The 17,061-nt window shown below is 68.9% G+C and carries 17 protein-coding genes; 3 read left to right on the plus strand and 14 right to left on the minus strand.

Annotation, left to right across the window (positions count from 1 at the left end; genetic code table 11):
- Positions 1 to 142 precede the first annotated feature (142 nt).
- The gene (locus ACWD3H_RS39880) at positions 143 to 340 is read left to right on the plus strand and encodes a nuclease-related domain-containing protein (protein WP_451958716.1); all 198 of its coding nucleotides are present in this window, start codon (positions 143 to 145) and stop codon (positions 338 to 340) included.
- Between the two features lie 159 nt (positions 341 to 499).
- Here the strand turns inward: ACWD3H_RS39880 and ACWD3H_RS39885 are convergent, their stop codons facing one another.
- From ACWD3H_RS39885 to ACWD3H_RS39900, 4 genes are all read right to left on the minus strand, one after another.
- Positions 500 to 2,845 (minus strand): HelD family protein, encoded by a 2,346-nt coding sequence (locus ACWD3H_RS39885; RefSeq protein ID WP_451958717.1) that lies wholly within the window; start codon positions 2,843 to 2,845, stop codon positions 500 to 502.
- 437 nt (positions 2,846 to 3,282) lie between these two features.
- Positions 3,283 to 6,060, minus strand: a complete 2,778-nt coding sequence (locus ACWD3H_RS39890; RefSeq protein ID WP_451958718.1) for an ATP-binding protein — start codon at positions 6,058 to 6,060, stop codon at positions 3,283 to 3,285.
- A 54-nt stretch (positions 6,061 to 6,114) separates the two neighbouring features.
- A complete protein-coding gene (locus ACWD3H_RS39895) occupies positions 6,115 to 6,813 on the minus strand; it encodes an alpha/beta fold hydrolase (protein WP_355558319.1) in 699 nt (232 codons plus the stop codon).
- Between the two features lie 361 nt (positions 6,814 to 7,174).
- A complete protein-coding gene (locus tag ACWD3H_RS39900; RefSeq protein ID WP_451958719.1) occupies positions 7,175 to 7,777 on the minus strand; it encodes an Lrp/AsnC family transcriptional regulator in 603 nt (200 codons plus the stop codon).
- Between the two features lie 18 nt (positions 7,778 to 7,795).
- Here ACWD3H_RS39900 and ACWD3H_RS39905 point away from each other — a divergent pair, with 18 nt between their 5' ends.
- Positions 7,796 to 8,857 carry a Glu/Leu/Phe/Val family dehydrogenase gene (locus ACWD3H_RS39905; RefSeq protein ID WP_451958720.1) on the plus strand — a complete coding sequence of 354 codons (1,062 nt, stop codon included), beginning with the start codon at positions 7,796 to 7,798 and terminating at the stop codon, positions 8,855 to 8,857.
- Positions 8,858 to 8,937: 80 nt separating this feature from the next.
- Positions 8,938 to 9,255, plus strand: coding sequence for a hypothetical protein (locus ACWD3H_RS39910; RefSeq protein ID WP_451958721.1), 318 nt, complete (start codon positions 8,938 to 8,940; stop codon positions 9,253 to 9,255).
- A 36-nt stretch (positions 9,256 to 9,291) separates the two neighbouring features.
- On the opposite strand, the gene ACWD3H_RS39915 is transcribed toward ACWD3H_RS39910, so the two are convergent.
- The 10 genes from ACWD3H_RS39915 to ACWD3H_RS39960 form a co-directional block, all read right to left on the minus strand.
- Entirely contained in the window at positions 9,292 to 9,774 is a 483-nt protein-coding gene (locus ACWD3H_RS39915) for an iron chaperone (RefSeq protein WP_451958744.1), read from the minus strand.
- A 311-nt stretch (positions 9,775 to 10,085) separates the two neighbouring features.
- On the minus strand, positions 10,086 to 10,880 hold the full coding sequence (locus tag ACWD3H_RS39920) for a VOC family protein (protein WP_451958722.1): 795 nt from the start codon (positions 10,878 to 10,880) through the stop codon (positions 10,086 to 10,088).
- An 80-nt stretch (positions 10,881 to 10,960) separates the two neighbouring features.
- Complete coding sequence (locus ACWD3H_RS39925; RefSeq protein ID WP_355558330.1) at positions 10,961 to 11,371, minus strand: VOC family protein; 411 nt, start codon at positions 11,369 to 11,371, stop codon at positions 10,961 to 10,963.
- A gap of 279 nt (positions 11,372 to 11,650) precedes the next feature.
- Positions 11,651 to 13,039: an aldo/keto reductase gene (locus ACWD3H_RS39930; RefSeq protein ID WP_451958723.1), complete on the minus strand. Its 1,389-nt coding sequence runs from the start codon at positions 13,037 to 13,039 to the stop codon at positions 11,651 to 11,653.
- A gap of 340 nt (positions 13,040 to 13,379) precedes the next feature.
- Positions 13,380 to 13,706, minus strand: a complete 327-nt coding sequence (locus ACWD3H_RS39935; protein ID WP_355558337.1) for a DUF1048 domain-containing protein — start codon at positions 13,704 to 13,706, stop codon at positions 13,380 to 13,382.
- A gap of 1 nt (position 13,707) precedes the next feature.
- Positions 13,708 to 14,064: a DUF1048 domain-containing protein gene (locus ACWD3H_RS39940; protein WP_355558339.1), complete on the minus strand. Its 357-nt coding sequence runs from the start codon at positions 14,062 to 14,064 to the stop codon at positions 13,708 to 13,710.
- Complete coding sequence (locus tag ACWD3H_RS39945) at positions 14,061 to 14,387, minus strand: PadR family transcriptional regulator (RefSeq protein ID WP_155350237.1); 327 nt, start codon at positions 14,385 to 14,387, stop codon at positions 14,061 to 14,063. Before ACWD3H_RS39945 ends, ACWD3H_RS39940 begins: the two co-directional genes overlap by 4 nt.
- A gap of 391 nt (positions 14,388 to 14,778) precedes the next feature.
- Positions 14,779 to 15,015, minus strand: coding sequence for a helix-turn-helix domain-containing protein (locus tag ACWD3H_RS39950; protein WP_451958745.1), 237 nt, complete (start codon positions 15,013 to 15,015; stop codon positions 14,779 to 14,781).
- 110 nt (positions 15,016 to 15,125) lie between these two features.
- Positions 15,126 to 16,169 carry a LacI family DNA-binding transcriptional regulator gene (locus ACWD3H_RS39955; protein WP_355558348.1) on the minus strand — a complete coding sequence of 348 codons (1,044 nt, stop codon included), beginning with the start codon at positions 16,167 to 16,169 and terminating at the stop codon, positions 15,126 to 15,128.
- A 359-nt stretch (positions 16,170 to 16,528) separates the two neighbouring features.
- Positions 16,529 to 17,014, minus strand: a complete 486-nt coding sequence (locus tag ACWD3H_RS39960; RefSeq protein WP_355558352.1) for a MarR family winged helix-turn-helix transcriptional regulator — start codon at positions 17,012 to 17,014, stop codon at positions 16,529 to 16,531.
- Between the last annotated feature and the right edge of the window lie 47 nt (positions 17,015 to 17,061).

The following is a 17,061-nucleotide window of genomic DNA, read 5'->3' on the forward strand; positions in this document are numbered from 1 at the left end:
GGGCTGAGGCCCATGTCGATCGACGTCCCCGATCGTGTCCGCGCCGGCGGGCGGCTGCGCCTGTCGGGTACCGTCTGAGACGGTACGGACGGGCCGGCTCGGCAACGGGCTCGGCAGCCGAGGGATGGGTGGGGGGCTGATCTTGGCCGCGCTCGTCGCCCTGGCCGACGCGCTCCACCGATGGCGCTCCCACGAGGCGGTACGGACCTGGCGCAAAGGCGCGGCCGGGGAGCGACGCACCGCCCGGATGCTGCGCCCCCTGACGCGCAACGGCTACACGGTGATGCACGACCGGGCGCTGCCGTCCGGGCGAGCGAATGTGGATCACCTGGTGAGCTGACCGTCTCGATTTTGTTCGGTCCGGTTCAGGAAGTGCAGCCCAATCCGCCACAGCACCTCACCCGTCAGCAGCATCGCGCCGAGCGAACGATTTTCCACTGCAGCACCTACCGGTCGATGCAAGACCTTTCGCCTAGCCCCATTCCCAGAGCCGGCTCCGTCACCGGGCGAGTTTGGCGAGCATGTCAGGTAGTTCCGCCTCGTGCACCACGGCAAGGCGCCTGGTGGCTCGGGTGATCGCCACGTAGAGATCGTGACCCCCCTTGGGTGACTGGGCGAGGATCTCGTCGGGAGCCACGACCACGACGGCGTCGAACTCCAGACCCTTGGACTGGGTCACGGTGAGCACCACCATCGGCGCCTCGAGATCGACCTCGGCGAACCCGGTATGACGGGCGTCAGGAACGATGACGGCCAGCCGCCCTTCACCGATCGCGGTGAGCTCAGACTTCACCACATCCGCGAAGCCGAGTGACGTCTGACGGATGGCGCGAGGCGGAGTCTCGCCGGTGCGGACCGACTGCGGGGGGACCTGGTCAGGAGCCACGGCGCGCAGGACATCGGCGGCCACGTCCATGATCTCGGCCGGGGTCCGATAATTGATCATCAGTCGCTCCTCGCGCCAGCGGTCCTCGGCATAGGGAGCCAGCACCTCTTCCCAGGTGCGGGCGCCCGCTGCCGATCCGGTCTGGGCAATGTCGCCGACCACGGTCAGTGAGCGGGTCGGGATGCGCCGCATGACCGAACGCCAGGCCATCGCCGACAGCTCCTGGGCCTCGTCGAGGATCACGTGACCGTAGACCCACGTCCGGTCGGCGGCTGCGCGCTGGGCGGTGGTCAGTGCCGGGCCGCGGTCGTGGTGGCGTTCGGCCAGGGTGCCGACGTCCAGCAGGTCACCGAGCCTCGCCCCGGCCTCGTCCAGGATCTCGAAGTCGTTGTTGTAGGTCAGCACGTCCTGGGCGTAGGCCTGTTCGTCGCGCCGCTCGGCAGCGTTGGCCCGATCCCGTTCCTGATCGCCGGTCAGGTCGGAACCGAGCAGCTCGGCGGCCTCGTCGAGCAGCGGCACGTCACCCACCGTCCACGGCGCACCCGGCGGGCGCAGCAGCTCCCCGGCCTCACCGGCGTCCAGACCCGCCGAGAGCATCGCCTCCCAGTCGGCCAGCAGCTCGTCGACCAGTTGCTCCGGGGTGAGGATCGGCCACAGCTCGTCCATCGCCTGCCGTACCGTCGGCTGCTCCCACAGCACCCGGCACGCCTCCCATAGCGTCTCCTCCTCGTCGACCCGCATCTCCTCCTCGTCCGGCGGCAGTTCCAGCCACGAGTCGCCGTCGTCAGGCAGCACCACCCCCAGCTCCTCCTCATCCGTCAGCCGCTCGTACTGCTCGGCCTCGGCGGTGGCCAGCGCCCGCAGCATGTCGAGCACGAACACGTGCCGGGCCTCGTTGTGTGGGCTGCGCAGTGCACGGGCGCGGTCGCGGGCGATGATGCAGGTGCCGTGGTCCACGCGGAGCGTCGTCCAGTCGACCACGACTTCCTTGCCGCCGCGCACCGACGTCCGAGCGGGGATCTTGACCTCGAGGTCTCCTTCGGGGACCCGCTGCCGATCTTGTACGGCTCCCGCCATCACCTCGGCCATCCGCAGGTCACCTTTGATCACAGCCTGAGACGGGCCGTCCTCTGCCGTCGCCGCGATGCCCGGATAGAGCCGCCCGAGCGTGGTCATCACTACGTCGCTCTCGCCGAGGGAGGGCAGCACCTGCTCGATGTAGCGGGAGAACAGGTCGTTAGGCCCGATGATCAGGACACCCCTGCGCTCCAGGACGTCCCTGTGCGTGTAGAGCAGGTAAGCGGCGCGGTGCAGCGCGGCAACCGTCTTACCGGTGCCAGGGCCGCCCTGGACCACGAGGGTCCCGTGCAGGCCCGAGCGGATCACGCGGTCCTGCTCGGTCTGGATGGTGGCCACCACCTCGCTCATCTTGCCGGTCCTCGCCCGGCGCAGCGTCGCCAGGAGCGCCGCCTCCCCGACCAGCGACTGGCGGTCGGCGTCGCTCATCCGATCGAGGTCGAACACCTCGTCGTCGACGCCGACCACGGTCCGGTTGCGGGTGTGCAGGTGGCGGCGCCGTACCAGCGAACCCGGGTTGCCGGGCGTGGCGGTGTAGAACGGGCGGGCGGCAGGGGCCCGCCAGTCGATCAGGACCGGCTCGCCGTCGCCGTCGCGCAACCCGATCCTGCCGATGTAGAGGGTCTCGCCGCCGGAGTCGTCGATCCGGCCGAAGCACAGGCCGTGCTCCACCCCATTGAGCCTGGCGAGGCGCCTGGCGTACTCTCCGGAGAACATCTCCCGCTCGACCATGCCCCGAGCGGTGCCGACACCGGGACTGCGGTGCGCCTCCTTCAGAGAGGTCTCGGCCCGCTCACGCGCCTCATCGAGGTGGCAGTACAGCATGGTGATGTAGGACTGCTCGGCTTCGATGTGAGGGCTTGACACTTGACGGCTCGACATTTCCTTGATACGCTCCTTTTAGCTGGGGGTGTGTTCGCTTTTCCGTGCGATAGCGCTAAGGAAACGAGTATAGACCGTCCCGTATGCCGATGCACCGGCCTGGCTTCGGGCCGCGAACCACCCCGCCGAGCGCGCCACCCACCCCGTCGGGCGATGACCGGTGTGATGGCACAGGCTCGCCATCGGCCTCACCGACCTGGAAGAGGCCATCACCGCGTTCGAGGACGCGCTCGCCGAACGCGTCCAGACCACCCAGGCCGCCCTGGCCCTCCCCCAGCTGACCGGGCCGGTCGCGCTGAAGTTCGCCCGTGTCTGGAGTCGGGACACGGCCAGCCGGCGCTCTTGGCCCGAAGCCGCCGAAAAGGTCCTTTTCGGCGTTAACGGCTGTCCGCAGGTTCCTCAACCCCGAAGACGCCGAGTCGGGCTGAGATTCGATGTCACTCGGAGTCGGCCGGGTCGGCGAGGGCATCGCGCAGGGCTGCGCGGGAGGTGATGCCGAGCTTGGGGAACACCTGGTAGAGGTGGGTGGAGACCGTCCGCGGGGACAGGAACAGGCGGGCGGCGATCTCCTTGTTGGTATGGCCCGCCGCCGCGAGCTGGGCGATCTGGAGTTGCTGCGGGGTCAGGGAGGCCAGACCCGTCGCGGTGATCGAATGGCTGATGCCGGTGGCGCGTAATTCCCGGTCGGCCCGCTCCGCCCAGGGGACGGCGCCCAGGCGGTGGAACGTCTGGGACGCGTCGGCCAGGTGCCGGCGGGCCTCGCCGGTGCGCTTGGCGCGGCGCAGGTGGGCGCCGTAGGTGAGCTGGATGCGGGCCAGGTCGAACGGCCAGCGGTCGTTGCCGGGTTCGGCGATCGCCCGTTCCAGGTCAGCGGTGTCGGCCTGCGGGGCGATGATGGCCGCGGCGGCCAGAACCACCAGGCGCAGGCGCGGGGAGAGCCGGTCGAGACGGCAGTCGCGGGCGGCGGCGACGTGGGCCGCGGCCTCCGCGCTCCGGTCGGTGTGGACAGCGGCCTCGATGAGGTCGTGGAACACCCACAAGGCGTGCGGCGCGTAGGGCGCGAGGGTGCCGGGCGGGCTGACGGCGGCCGCGTTGTGGAAGGCCGTCTCGAAGTCGCCCTCGCCGAGGGCGGCCAGGGCGCGGATGTGGCAGGCGTAGGCGCCGATGATCCCGGCGCGGCGGGGCGCGGCCCAGGCGTCCATGTCGCGGGCGGTACTGGCCGCCTTCCGGACGTCGCCGCGTGCCGCGGCCAGCAGGGCGCCGGTGAGGCGGCCCGGCCAGGTCAGCAGGTCGTAGCCGTGGGCCTCGCACAACCGCAGGCCCTCGTCGACCAGCCGCTGGGCCTCGTCCCACCGGCCGGTGTGGAAGGCGTCCTGGCCGAGCAGGAACAGCGCCTCGATCGCCGAACTGACCGCGCCGCCTTCACGGCCGTGCTGGATGACGCGCTGCAGGACGTCGTGACACGGGGAGAGTCGGTCGAGATAGGCCACCGCGATGCTGGTGCGGATGATGCGGGCCGAGCTGACCTCGTCGCTGACGCTCGCGACGGCCGCGTCGGCGCGGGCCAGCATGTCCGGGGTCAGGCGGGCCGGGTCCCCGAACGCGTGGGACAAGATCACCAGGAGTCCGGGTGGGCGCGGTCTGAGGCGGTCGATGGCCTCATGCAGCGGCGGCCACAGGTCGGCCCGGCCGCCGAAGAAGCACACCATGAGCAGCGTGTACAGCACTTCGATGACGACGATGTCGCTCGCGTCGCGCGCAGCGTCTTGGTCCTGGATGGCGGTGATCAGCAGCCGGTGGGCGGTGTCGATGTCGCCGTCACCGTGTAGGAGGTGGAAGGCGCGGGCGCCCGCAACCGACAGCAGGTCGCTGGGGCCGGGGTCGGCGAGGCGGGCCTGCTCCAGCAGGCGGGGCGCGTCGCGCAGGTCGCCGGTGACCAGGGAGCCCAGGTAGGCGGCTTCGGCCAGCCGTCCGCTGCGGCCCTTGCCAGGCGGGCTGAGCTGGGCGGCGCGCAGCAGTTGGGCGACGGCGCCGACGGAGTCGCCGCGGCGCAGGTTGGTGATGGCGACCTCCTTCAGCAGGGCGGCGACCTTCTCGTCGGGTTCCTCAGTGGCTTCGGCCAGGTGCCAGGCGTGCCGTTCGGGGCGGTCGGCGAGGCGGGCGGCGAGTTCGGCGTGGGCGCGGCGGCGTTGCTCGCTGGTCGACAGGTCCACGATCGCCGACTGGATGAGCGGGTGGCGGAAGGTCAGCCGTTCACCGGACTCGTCCGCGCGTACCAGGCCGGACCGCTCGGCCGCGTGCAGTGCCCCGCCGCCGCGGTCGGTGTCGATCGCCCGGACGAGCCGCAGGTCTCCCGTACCGTCCAACGCGGCGAGCAGTAGCAGTTCGACGAACGGCGCGGGCAGCGCGCGGACCCGGGAGGCGAAGACGCTCTGCAGCCGGTGCGTGAGCGGCAGCGCCGCGGGCAGCGCCCCGGCGACCGTGGTGCCCAGGTCGCCGAGGGAGACGGGTAGCTCCAGCAGGGCGAGCGGGTTGCCCCGGGCCGTGTCCAGCAGCCGCCGCCGCACGCGCGGGGTCATCACGGGATAGCGGCCGGTCAGCAGCTCGGTCGCTGCTTCCTCCGACAGGGGGTCCACGTACACGACTGCCAGGCTGCCCAGGTCGAAGAAGCTGGGTTCGCCGCTGCGGCAGGCCACGACCATGCCCACCGGCAGGCCGTTCAGGCGGCGGGCCACCATGCCGAGCACGAGCGCGCTGGCACGGTCCAGCCACGGCAGGTCGTCGACCACGAGCAGCAGCGGCTGCTTCTCGGCCGTCGCCTGCAGCAGCGCCAGGACCGCACTGGCGACCAGGAGCTGCGCGGGCGGCTGCCCCTCGCCCAGGCCCAGCGCCACGTTCAGCGCCCCGGCCAGCAGAGGGCTCAGCCGGGGCACCTCGCCAAGGCACGGGTGGAGGAGTTGGTGGAGCGCGGCGTAGGAGATGTCCGCCTCGAACTGCGAGCCGGTCGCCCGCAGCACCCGCATCCCCGAACCGGTCGCGAGAGCGGCGGCATGGTCCAGCAGGGACGTCTTTCCGACGCCCGGGTCACCCGCCAGCAGCAACGCCTCCCCCGCGCCCCCGGCGATCCGGCTGACGAACAGGTGCAGTCGATGGATCTCCGGTTCGCGGCCGACCAGGTTCGCCACCTGATCGTGGCGTGCGTCGAACCAGTCCATCCCCCGACCTTCCTTCGCCTTGCCGTATCTGTCCAGCCTGTCCGGCGCGGACGTCTACTGGCCGGAAGTGGCGGCCTGGGCGATGACGGCGGCCACGGCGGCGGGGTTGGACACGTAGACGGCGTGGCTTCCCGGGGTCTCGGTGACCGTCGAGCCGGTCCGCTCCGACATGGCGCGCTGCGCGGGCGGGGGGATCATGCGGTCGTCGGTGGCGACCAGGTACCACGACGGCTTGGTCCGCCAGGCCGGTTCGGACACCGCGCCGCCGAGCGCGTCGACGCCCCACGGTACCTGCGAGTCGGCCATGAACGCGGCCTGCGCCGCGGGCAGGTCGGCGGCGAATGACGCGGCGAACTTGCCGCGGTCCAGGAACAGGAACCCGTCTTTGGGCGGCAGGATCGGTGGGACCGGCGCGCCGGGCGGCGGGTCGGCGATCAACGAGCTGACCGACTCGCCCTTGTCGGGGGCGAACGCCGCGATGTAGGCGAGCGCGACGACGTTGGGGTGGTTGCCGGCCTCGGTGATGACGACGCCGCCGTAGGAGTGCCCGACCAGGACGGCCGGGCCGTCCAGGCCGTCGAGGACCTGGTGGGTCGCGGCCACGTCCCCGGCCAGCGACAGCGTCGGGTTCTGCACCACGGCGACCCGGTAGCCGTCGGCGGTCAGGTGGTCGTAGACCCCCTGCCAGCCGGAGCCGTCGACGAACCCGCCGTGCACCAGCACGATGTTCTTCACGTCCGAACCTGCGTTCACTGCACTGCCTCCTTCGCCCGAGAATCCAGGCTCGGGCTCGATTGGGAAGATGTCCGGAACGGTAGACGAGCACGAAGGGGGCTCGATTGCGTCAAATGACGTAGATCCGGCGGCTGCCGCAGCTACGTCAGATTACGGCCTGTCGTTAAGGAGCAGTCACCAGGTACACGCGAGCCCTGTACGACCAGGTCAGAGACGCCATCAAGAGCGTTGGAGGTGACAGGGAACGGGCGCTTCCCTGTCACAGTCGACCAGGGTCTGCTCTGTGCCGACTTCGGCCGGCCGATGACCGGGCGTGCGTGCTGGTCGTATGCCCCAGTTGCGTTCTGCCATCCACCACCGGCATGTCCTCCACCACATTTCAGGTCGTTGCGGTGGAGGGTTTCCCGGCCGGCGGCTGCGGGAGGTCGGGCACGTCAGGGAGTCTGGTCGGGGCGGCGTTGTGTACCTGCTGGAAGATCACTGAGGTGCGGAAGCCCGCGATCTCCCGGCGCTTGCTGAGCCGGTCGAGCAGGAAGGCGTGCAGGTGGTCGAGATCCTGGACTGCGACGTGGAGGAGGAAGTCATCGCCGCCGCCCAGCACGAAGACGCTGAGCACCTCGGGCATGGCGCTCGCGGAGCTTTTGAAGGTATCGATGATGGTGCGGCTGAGGGGGCGCACCTGTACCGAGACCATGGCCTGGACGCCGCGATTGAGCGCGGCCGGGTTGATCTCGGCGTGGTAACCGCGGATTACGCCACGACGGGTGAGCGCCCTGACGCGTTCCAGACAGGTCGAGGGCGCGACGCCGAGTCTGCGTGCCAGTTCGCGGTTGGACTGCCGCGCATCTGTCTGGAGAAGGCTGATGATCTCCGAATCAAGTTCGTCCATGTACGGGATTCTGCCGGTGATTCCGATCATTCGTACGGTCAAACCTTCATTGTGCGGCTGGATGTCCGATGCTTGCGGGGCGGCATCGCTCATGTGACACGGAGGTTCGATATGTCCATCCTCGACCACGAACAGGTCCTGATCCGCACGGGAGCGCGCTCGGGCCTGCCGGTCATCGTCGCCGTGCATTCGTCCACGCTCGGCCAGGCGGTCGGCGGATGCCGGCTCTGGCGCTACGCCGACTGGCAGGACGGCCTCGCCGACGCGTTGCGCCTGTCGGCCGGCATGACCGCCAAATGCGCCGTGGCCGGACTCGCGAACGGCGGCGGCAAGACCGTCGTCGCCGTGCCCCGGGGCGCCGAGCTGGACGCGGCCATGCGTCGCGCGGTGCTGGACGACGTGGCCGACGCCATCGCTTCACTGGACGGGGTGTATGCGACCGGTCCGGACGTCGGAACGACTCCACAGGACATGGCGGTCATCGGTGAGCGCACCCCTCATGTCTTCTGCAAGCCGGCACAGCATGGCGGCAGTGGCGACTCCTCGCCGGCTACCGCGCTCGGCACGCTGGCGGCACTGCGCGCGATAAGCCGACGCCTCCACGGCACGCGCACGCTCACAGGCGTGCGCGTGTCGCTGGTAGGGCTGGGCAGCGTCGGTATGCGGCTGGCGCGCCTGCTCGCCGATGACGGAGCCGACCTCCTGGTCAGCGACATCGACCCCGCGAAACGGGCGGGAAGCGAGGAACTCGGCGCCACCTGGGCTTCGCCCGAGCAAGCCCTCACCGCGGACGCCGACATCCTCGTCCCGGCCGCGCTCGGCGGCATCCTCACCGGGGACATCGTGCCGCGGCTGCGCTGCTCCGCCATCGTGGGGCCGGCCAACAACCAACTGGCCACCGCGGCCGTCGCCGACCTCCTGCACCGACGCGGCATCGTCTGGGTACCCGACTACGTCGTCAGCGCGGGCGGAATCATCAACGCGCTCACCATGGAACTGCACCACGAAACCCCCGACGAGGCACGCGAACGCGTCGAGGCCATCGAGCACACCGTCGCCGACCTCCTCGATACGGCGGAACATCGACAGATGACACCCGCCCAGGCCGCGGCGGAACTGGCCCGGCTCCGCCTCGACACCCCTGCCTCCACCCCGCGTCCCGCATCCACGTGAGCGAGAACGGAAGATCCACCATGCCCTTGGCCACGAAGCTGGTCCTCGTCGTTCGCGACGACCTCTAGCCCGCGCTGGCGGTGAACGCGGCGGCGCTGGTCGGGCTCAGCCTGGGCCACCCACTCAGCAGCGACGGCATCGACGCATCTGGCCGATCCCACGCGGGCCTGAACTCCCACCCGGTGCCCGTGCTCAACGCGGCACCGACCAGCGGCCGGCCGCCGTCGTCGACCCGTTCGGGCGGCGCACGACCTACCACTACGACGCGCGCGGATACCTTACCCACGCCACCCTGCTGGCCGGCACCGCGAGGGAGCCGGGATCGTGTTTCCGCGATAGCGGTTTCTTCGCGTAAATATCATCGATGCCGACGGCCGAGTCCATGGCCGACGGCCTGATGCTGTATCAACCGCGCCCCCAGGCTTGCCGGGACCTCAGCTCACGGCCTTCTTGACAAGCTCCCTGATCGCCGCCTCGGCGGCTTCGCTCAACTCCGTCAGGGCGTAGGAGGTTGGCCACATGCCACTGTCGTCGTCGAGATTCGCTTCTTCGTTGAAGCCGAACACTGAGTACCGCGTTTTGTCCATCTGCCCGCTGCGGAAGAAACACACCACCTTCCCGCCCTTGGCGTAGGCCGGCTGGCCGTACCACAGCTTCGGCGAAAGGTCTGGGGCGGCTGAGGTGACAATGGTGTGGACGCGCTCAGCCAGAGCACGGTCCGTTGGCGGCATCTCGGCGATCTTCGCGAGCACGTCCCGCTCATCAACTGCCGCCTTGCCTGTGCCACGACTGCGGCGAGCATCTGCCTTCAGCTCTGCCGCGCGCTCCTTGATGGCGGCACGCTCCACCTCGGAGAATCCCTCCTCAGAGGACTTGCTCTGCTTGTTTTTCTCGCTGGCTTTCGATGCGGCGCTCATTTGCGTGCTGCTCCTCTTGTCGGTCGTCGTGGTCATCGTGCTAATTGCAGGTGGGATCGGCGCTTTTTCGATTCCTGATCAATTCATCGCCAGGATGGCCGGCTCTTCGTACTTCAGGTGGGGTCGAGACCTCCGACGATGAAGAGAATGCGGAGCGGTGGTTGTCGTAGTTGTGAGGCGGCGGGCGAGTTCGATGAAGCCTTGGATGACCTTTCGGTGGTGAAGTAGGCCAGGAACGCATCGCGCCACTTCCGCGGGGTCCGTCCGAGGCGGACGTACTCCGGGGTCGGACGGTGTACGACTCGTGGGACTCAGTGCGTCACTTTCCACTGGAAGCCGTCCGGGTCGGTGAAGTAGCCGGAATATCCGCACCCGGTTGTTTCTGCAGCGGTGACTGTGATCCGGCCGCCGGCAGCGGCCGCAGCCGTCAGGAGGGCATCGACTTCTTCACGGGACTCGGCTGTGTGGGTGAAGACCATCGATTGGAAGCCGTCGCCGTCTTTGGCAGTGCCCGCATCCCTCGCGAGGACCCCGCGTTCCATCAGGCAGAGCCTGGCCGCTGCGTTGGTCGGGTGGAAGTCGATGTACTTGTTGCCGTAGTCCCGGTCGACCGTCATGCCCAGGGCTTCATAGAAAGCCTTGGATGCCTTCGGCGCAGAAACGCCGAGGATGACTGTGGTCTCGGTCGGCCGCGGGGTTTCCGCCGCGGGGCCGGTGTCCTTATTAGTGGCCGCCGCCAGCTTCCAGATGGCGCCGTCCGGTGCCCGGAACACTCCAGAGAACGAACCGAAGAGGGCCTTCTTCGCGGGCTTGAGAACCTCTGCTCCGCTGTGGACGGCGGCATCCATCAGGGTCTTGACCTCGGTGGGCTGGTTGACGGTGTAGGTCAGCATGTAGCCGCGGAATCCCGATGTCGCCGGTTTCGTGCCTGCGTCCGCGGCGAGCCTTTCGGTCGCGGACAGTTCGAGTTGCCCGGTCCCGTGCATGTCGAGGTTCACCGAGTCACCGTCGTCGGTGATGGTGGGTGAGAGCGCGGTGGCGTAAAACCTGCGCGCGGCGTGCACCTCGGGCGCTCCGAGGGTGATGACGTCGGGCTTGAGGGCCATGTTTGACTCCGTGGGCATAGAGCATCCGGTGATGCTGCGCGTGCGGTCGATCTCGTGTGGGGATCGGGACGGCCGGAGGCTCAGCGCAGTTCCTGGATGCGGATCATGTTGCCGGCGGGGTCGCGGAAGGCGCAGTCGCGAACTCCGTAGGCCTGCTTGATCGGCTCCTGGATGACCTCGGCGCCGCTGGCCTCTACTCGCTGAAACGTGCTGTCGAGATCGGCAGTGGCCAGCAGAAGACCGGCGTAGGTGCCCTTGGCCATCATCTCCTCGATGGTGATGCGCTCGTCGTCGGTGATTCCGGGATCCGCGGCCGGCGGCTCCAGGACGATGGACGTACCGGGCTGGTTGGCGGGGCCGACCGTGATCCAGCGCATCCCGTCGTACCCGACGTCGTTGCGGACCTCGAAGCCGAGGGTGTCGCGGTAGAAAGCGAGGGACGCGTCCGGGTCGGTGTGCGGGAGAAAGGCGGAGTGAATCGTGATTTCCATGTCGGTCAGGCTAATTGCGGCTCTGACTGCCATGCTTCTCGATTCCTGATCGGTTTTGCCACCTGCTTCGCCACGCACGCAGGAGTCCCCTCAAGTGCGCCGGTCGCCGTACGTCGGTACGCACCCGGTGGCACGCCACGCCCAGGGTGTGCGCAGCCCGGGAAGAAATCGCCTACGGCGGCATCCTCGGCTAGACGCCGAGCCCAGGGCGGGCATCTGCACGCTGTTGTTGAGGGTGATGAGTGGACCGGATCCGGTCATGGTCGATCTTTCCAGGGGTCAGCGTTCGATCATTTGCATCTGCTCTTCGTTGTGGTGCTCTCCGGCGGCGGGGGGAAGGTTGTTCAGCTTGTCGATCTGGTCGGCGGTCAGCTCGATGCCGTCGGCGGCGATGTCCTCCTCCACTCGGGCGACCCGCTTGGTGCCGGGTATCGGGGCGATGTGCTCGCCCTTGGCCAGCAGCCAGGCCAGGGCCACCTGCGCCGGGCTGGCGCCCGCCTCGGCGGCGATGGCCTGGACCTCGCCGGCGAGGGTCAGGTTGCGCTGGAAGTTCTCGCCGGTGAAGCGCGGGTTGGTCGTGCGCCAGTCGGTGTCGTCGAACTGCTCGGGAGAGCGGATCTGGCCGGTGAGGAAGAGGAAGCCGTGGCCGAGCGGCGAGTAGGGCACGAAACCGATGCCCAGCTCGCGCAGCACCGGCAGTACCCGCTCCTCCACGTCCCGGGTCCACAGGGAGTACGACGAGTTGGGATGCGGAGCCAGGATGTCGGTGACGCGGGTCAGGTCTGGTCTGGGGTCGCCTGCTGCGCCTCGGCGAGGTCCTGGGTGGCTGCCCAGCTGGCGAGCATCCTGAGTCCGTCGGCGGTGGGGCTGTTGGGAGCGGCGGTGTAGACGTTGAGGGTCAGGCCCGGGCTCGGAGGGCAGCTCCATCGATTCGAAGTCCAGGTCGAGCTGGCCGACAACCGGGTGGCGTAGCCGTTTCTGACCACTGCGGTGGAACTGCACGTCGTGGGAGGCCCAGCGCTGCCGGAAGACCTCGCTCTGCGTCGAGAGCTCACCGACCAGCTCGATCAGCGCCCGGTCGTGCGGGTTTCGGCCCGCTTCGAGCCGGAGCATGGCGGCGGCGTCGTTGGCGATCCGGTCCCAGTCGACGAAGAACTCGCGCGCGGCCGGGTCGAGGTAGAGGAACCGGGTGGTGTTGGCCGGGCGGCGCGGGTTGGCCAGGACGGGGGCGTAGAGGGCGCGGGCCAGGCGGTTCATGGCGACGATGTCGTGGCGGCCGTTGCGCACCCAGGCCGGTGCGTCGGTGATGGCGTCGAGCACCTGCTGGATCGCGGGCCGCACACTGGTCGGCGGCGTGCGGCGGCGGCGAGGGCCCGAGCCGGCGGCCCGGGCCAGGGAAAACAGGTGCTCACGCTCGGCCTCGTCCAACCGCAGGGCCCGGGCCAGGGCGTCCAGCACGCTGTCGGAGGCACCGGAGAGGTTCCCCCGCTCCATGCGGACGTAGTAGTCGATGGAGACGCCGGCGAGCATCGCGACCTCCTCCCGTCGCAATCCCTTGACGCGGCGGTTGCCGCCGTAGGCGGATAGTCCTGCCTGCTCGGGGGTGATGCGCGCGCGCCGCGAGCTGAGGAACTCGCGGACCTCGGCGCGGTGGTCGATCTGGCCCATAACCCCAGGGTAAGCAAGGCGGCGGGAGTGAGGGAGGTAACGCCACTACCCCGAACGAGGGTGACTCGGGGTAGGACCTGCAGTGGAACGAAAACCCTCGTTTAGCCCTTCCGTGCGAGGTCGGCGGGGATGTTCTGTTGGTAGGAGGGTGTTTCTGATCCTCTGTGATGATCTTTCCCAACGCCCCGATTGGGTCCACGCCCCGGGCCCGGCGTGGCAGCCTGGAGGAGTGCTTACAAGCTGCTCAGCTCGCCGAGGGCCGTCCGGGCATACGCCCACTGGCCACGACAACGACGTCCCGGTGGTCAGGGCGCCCGCCGGTGCCTTGGGTCGACGGGTGTTACTTCTCGGCCGTGCCGGGTTCCCCGCTGATGGACTCCTGATAGATGTCCGCGTAGGTGCGTGAGTCCTTGACCAGGTCGTCGCAGAAGGCAGCGACGTCGTTGCCGATGAGTTCCAGGACTCCCTTGCCGGCCGCGACGCCCTCCTCGAAGAAATCGATGATCCCTGAGAGCAGGGGCCCGTCAAGCAAGTCGATCGGTCCAACCTTGAAGATGTACCTCTGAATCTCCTTGTAGACGATCTGGTAGTCCGGCGGGAGCGCCTTGACCCGCGCCATGTGCGCCCGCCACTGCTTCTTGCCCTCGATGATGTCTTGGATGCCCATGTCAGCCTCCTAGCTGGCCCAATTTCCTTGCGACGTTCCTGTTCAACTGCTCGCGCCACCGGTCGCGATAGCTCCGAGCCCCTTCTCCGCCGGCCAGCGCCGCGCAGAAGCCCTCGATGTCGTCACCCAGCACCTCGTGAATGCTCCGCCCATCGGCCGCTGTCTCTTCGAGCAGCCCCAGAGCACCGTCGAGAATCGGCATCAGGTTTCGACCTGTGAAGTCCGAGTAGGGAGAAAGATGACCCTTGATCTCTTCCCACGCCGCCCGGTAGTCGGCCGGCAATGCCTCGGCCCGGGCTTCGAACGCCTTCCATTCCCTGGTGAGATCGCTGCCTGTCATGGTCTCCCAGAAGTTCATCTCCCGCCCTCCTTGAGCTTGTCGATCCGTGATGTGATGTACTCCCATTTCGCCCAGAACGTCGCGAGTTCTTCGCGTCCCGCGTCGTTGAGCGCATAGAACTTGCGCGGCGGGCCCAGCCCGGACGGTCGTTTCGTCGCCTGGACGAGCCCGTTCTTCTCCAGTCGCAGCAGGATGGTGTAAACCGTCCCCTCGACGACGTCGGCGAAGCCGAGTTCGTTCAGCCGGCGCGTGATGGCGTACCCGTAGGTCTCCTCGCTGCCGATGATTTCAAGCACGCAGCCCTCAAGCGTGCCCTTCAGCATCTCCGTCAGGTCGTCCATCGTGGGTCCTCTTCCGTCTCCCCTTGGTACTCGGTGCTACCGAGTACCACTACACGGTACCACGGAGTAGTGGACCACGGCACTGGCAGTACGCCAGAACCACCGCGTGGTGTAGGCGCCTCACTGAGAGGGTCGCTTCCAGCAATCCTGGAAATCCAACGAACCTGCCTCTGACCTGCGGTTACATTGGTTTGGGATACAGAGCGCTGCGGGCACCATCCCGATTCAGGGACTTGTCTTGAGGGTTCAGATCTTGCGGCGCCCTATCGTTATCTGGGGTTGCTGACCTCTTATTGCAGGCCAGGGCGAGGTCACGTCCGTGGACGTGACCCCAAGCGAACTAGCTGGTCAACCGTTTGCAGCCCGTTAACGGCGCGACCTCGCTCTGGCGTCAGGAGGTCTGCTGCACGGCCCGGTAGATGGTGCCACGGCCAACCCCCAGGGCCTTGGCGATCTCGGCCACGGTGCCCTCCTGTGCCGCGTAGCGCGACCGGGCCAGCGCGATCTGCTCGGCCGGCAGTTTGGCGGGCCTGCCGCCGAGGCGGCCTCGGGTACGCGCGGCCGCCCGGCCCACCGCCGCCCGTTCGGCGATCAGCTCCCGCTCGAACTCCGCGAGCGCCGCGAAGATACCGCGTCAGTTCGGGCCGCTCAGTCAGCTTCCCCGACGCGGTGTCGGCGAGGAGCTTCTCGCAGCCCGCCGCATTCAGTGCGATGGCCTGGTAGGTCTGAGGGGGCGTCTCACCTGGGGGTCGGCCGGGCGCCGGTGCTCTCGCGGACGACGAGTTCGGGTTCGATCATGCGGTGCGGGGTGGCGGTGCGGCCGTCGATACGTTCCAGCAGCAGCCGGAAGGCCAGGCGGCCGACCTCGGTGAAGTTCTGTCGCACGGTGCTCAGTGGCGGCCACAGGTAGGGGGCCTCGGGGACGTCGTCGAAGCCGACCACGCTGACGTCCTCGGGCACTCGGCGGCCGGCTTCGCGCAGTGCTCGCAGCACGCCGGTGGCCATGTGGTCGTTGGCGGCGAAGATGGCCGTGACCTCGGGGTCGCGGGCCAGTTGCCTGCCCGCCTCGAAGCCGGAGCGTGCGCTCCAGTCGCCGCGCAGGGGGTCGGGGATCTGGCGGCCTTCGGCGGTCAGGACCGAGCGCCAGCCCTCGACGCGGGCGCTGGCGTCGATCCAGTCCTCGGGGCCTGACAGGTGCCAGACGGTGTTGTGGCCGAGGCTGAGCAGGTGTCTGGTCGCTCGCACGGCTCCGGCCGCCTGGTCGACGGCGGCGACGGGGACGGGGAGGCTCTCACGGGCGCCGACCACGACGGCGGGCAGGTCCGGTGGCAGGTGGTGCAGGCCGTCGGCGGCCGACTCGTGGGGGGCGACGATGACGACGCCGTCGACGGACTGGAAGCGCAGCCGGTTGACGGCCTCGGCGATGGAGCGGCGGTTGAGGGTGGTGACGTTGACGATGGTGACGAGGTAGTCGTGGGTGCGGGCGGCCTGTTCGATGCCGTGCAGGGTGGAGGCCGGGCCGTACAGGGTGGTGTCGAAGCTGACGACCCCCAGGGCGCCCGAGCGGCCGGTGACCAGCGAGCGGGCGGCGAAGTTGGGGCGGTAGCCGAGTTCGCGTACCGCGTCCAGGACGCGGGCGCGGGTGTCGGGGCGCACCTTCTCCGGGGTGTTGAGAACGCGGGAGACGGTCATGGCCGAGACGCCCGCGCGCGCGGCGACGTCTTCCATGACGGCGGCTCTGGGCCGCTCGGAGAACGTCTGTCCGGATACCTGCTGGGTCACCCTGTCCGCCTCGTCGAAGTTACTCCAAGCGTATCCGAGTGTTTGCGCTAACAGTTCGGGGGGTGGGTCCGTGCGGGAGGCGTTTTCCGTGGGAGCGCTCCCTTTTGGTGCCGGTCGGGTCCGTGTGGTGAGCTCCAGGCGGGCCACCGATCTGCCGACGCACGTGGCCCGGGCGCGTGCCGACCGGGCGGGGACCTCGCCCGAGCGCGACGAAGCCGCCGCCCCCGCCGGCTGGATGGAGTGCCGACCTCGCCGCCTCGGCGGCGTACCTGTCGCGCGCTCGTCGTCTTGGCTGCGAACACGCCGCCGATGGCTGAGATCGGCACCACCTCACGACATCCGCAACGCGCTCAGGCAGCTCACATGCGCCTGCCCAGGACATCGGCCAGCAGGTTGAGCGCCTCGATCACGCGTTCGCGATCCGCGCCCAATCCCTCCAGCAACTCGGCCTCCCGGGCCAATTGCCGGGGGAAGATCGCATCGACGGCCGCTTCGCCCGCGGGCGTCAGCCGCACCAGCGCGGCACGCCGATCGGTCGGGCTGGGTTCTCTCACGACCAGACCGCGACTCTCCAGCCGGGTCAGCGTCTTGCTGATCGCTGCACGCGAGTGGCGCATCCGGTCGGCCAGATGACGCGCGATGGTCGGACTGGGGTCATGCCGCAGCCGCAGGCACACATCGAGTTCCGCGCCGGTGAGCGCGGCGTCGACATAGAGCGGGTCCAGCGCCTCGCCCAGCAGGGCGATGACGCGTTTAAGCGGGCCGACCACCTCCATCGGGGAGGTGTCGAGGTCGGGACGGGCCGCGGCCCACAGCTCACGGACGCGATCGGTACTCCGGCTCATGCCATCCTCACTCCGACGATTGTTAACTGGTTGATTACCAGGTTACC

This window comes from Streptosporangium sp. NPDC002607 (assembly GCF_053592655.1).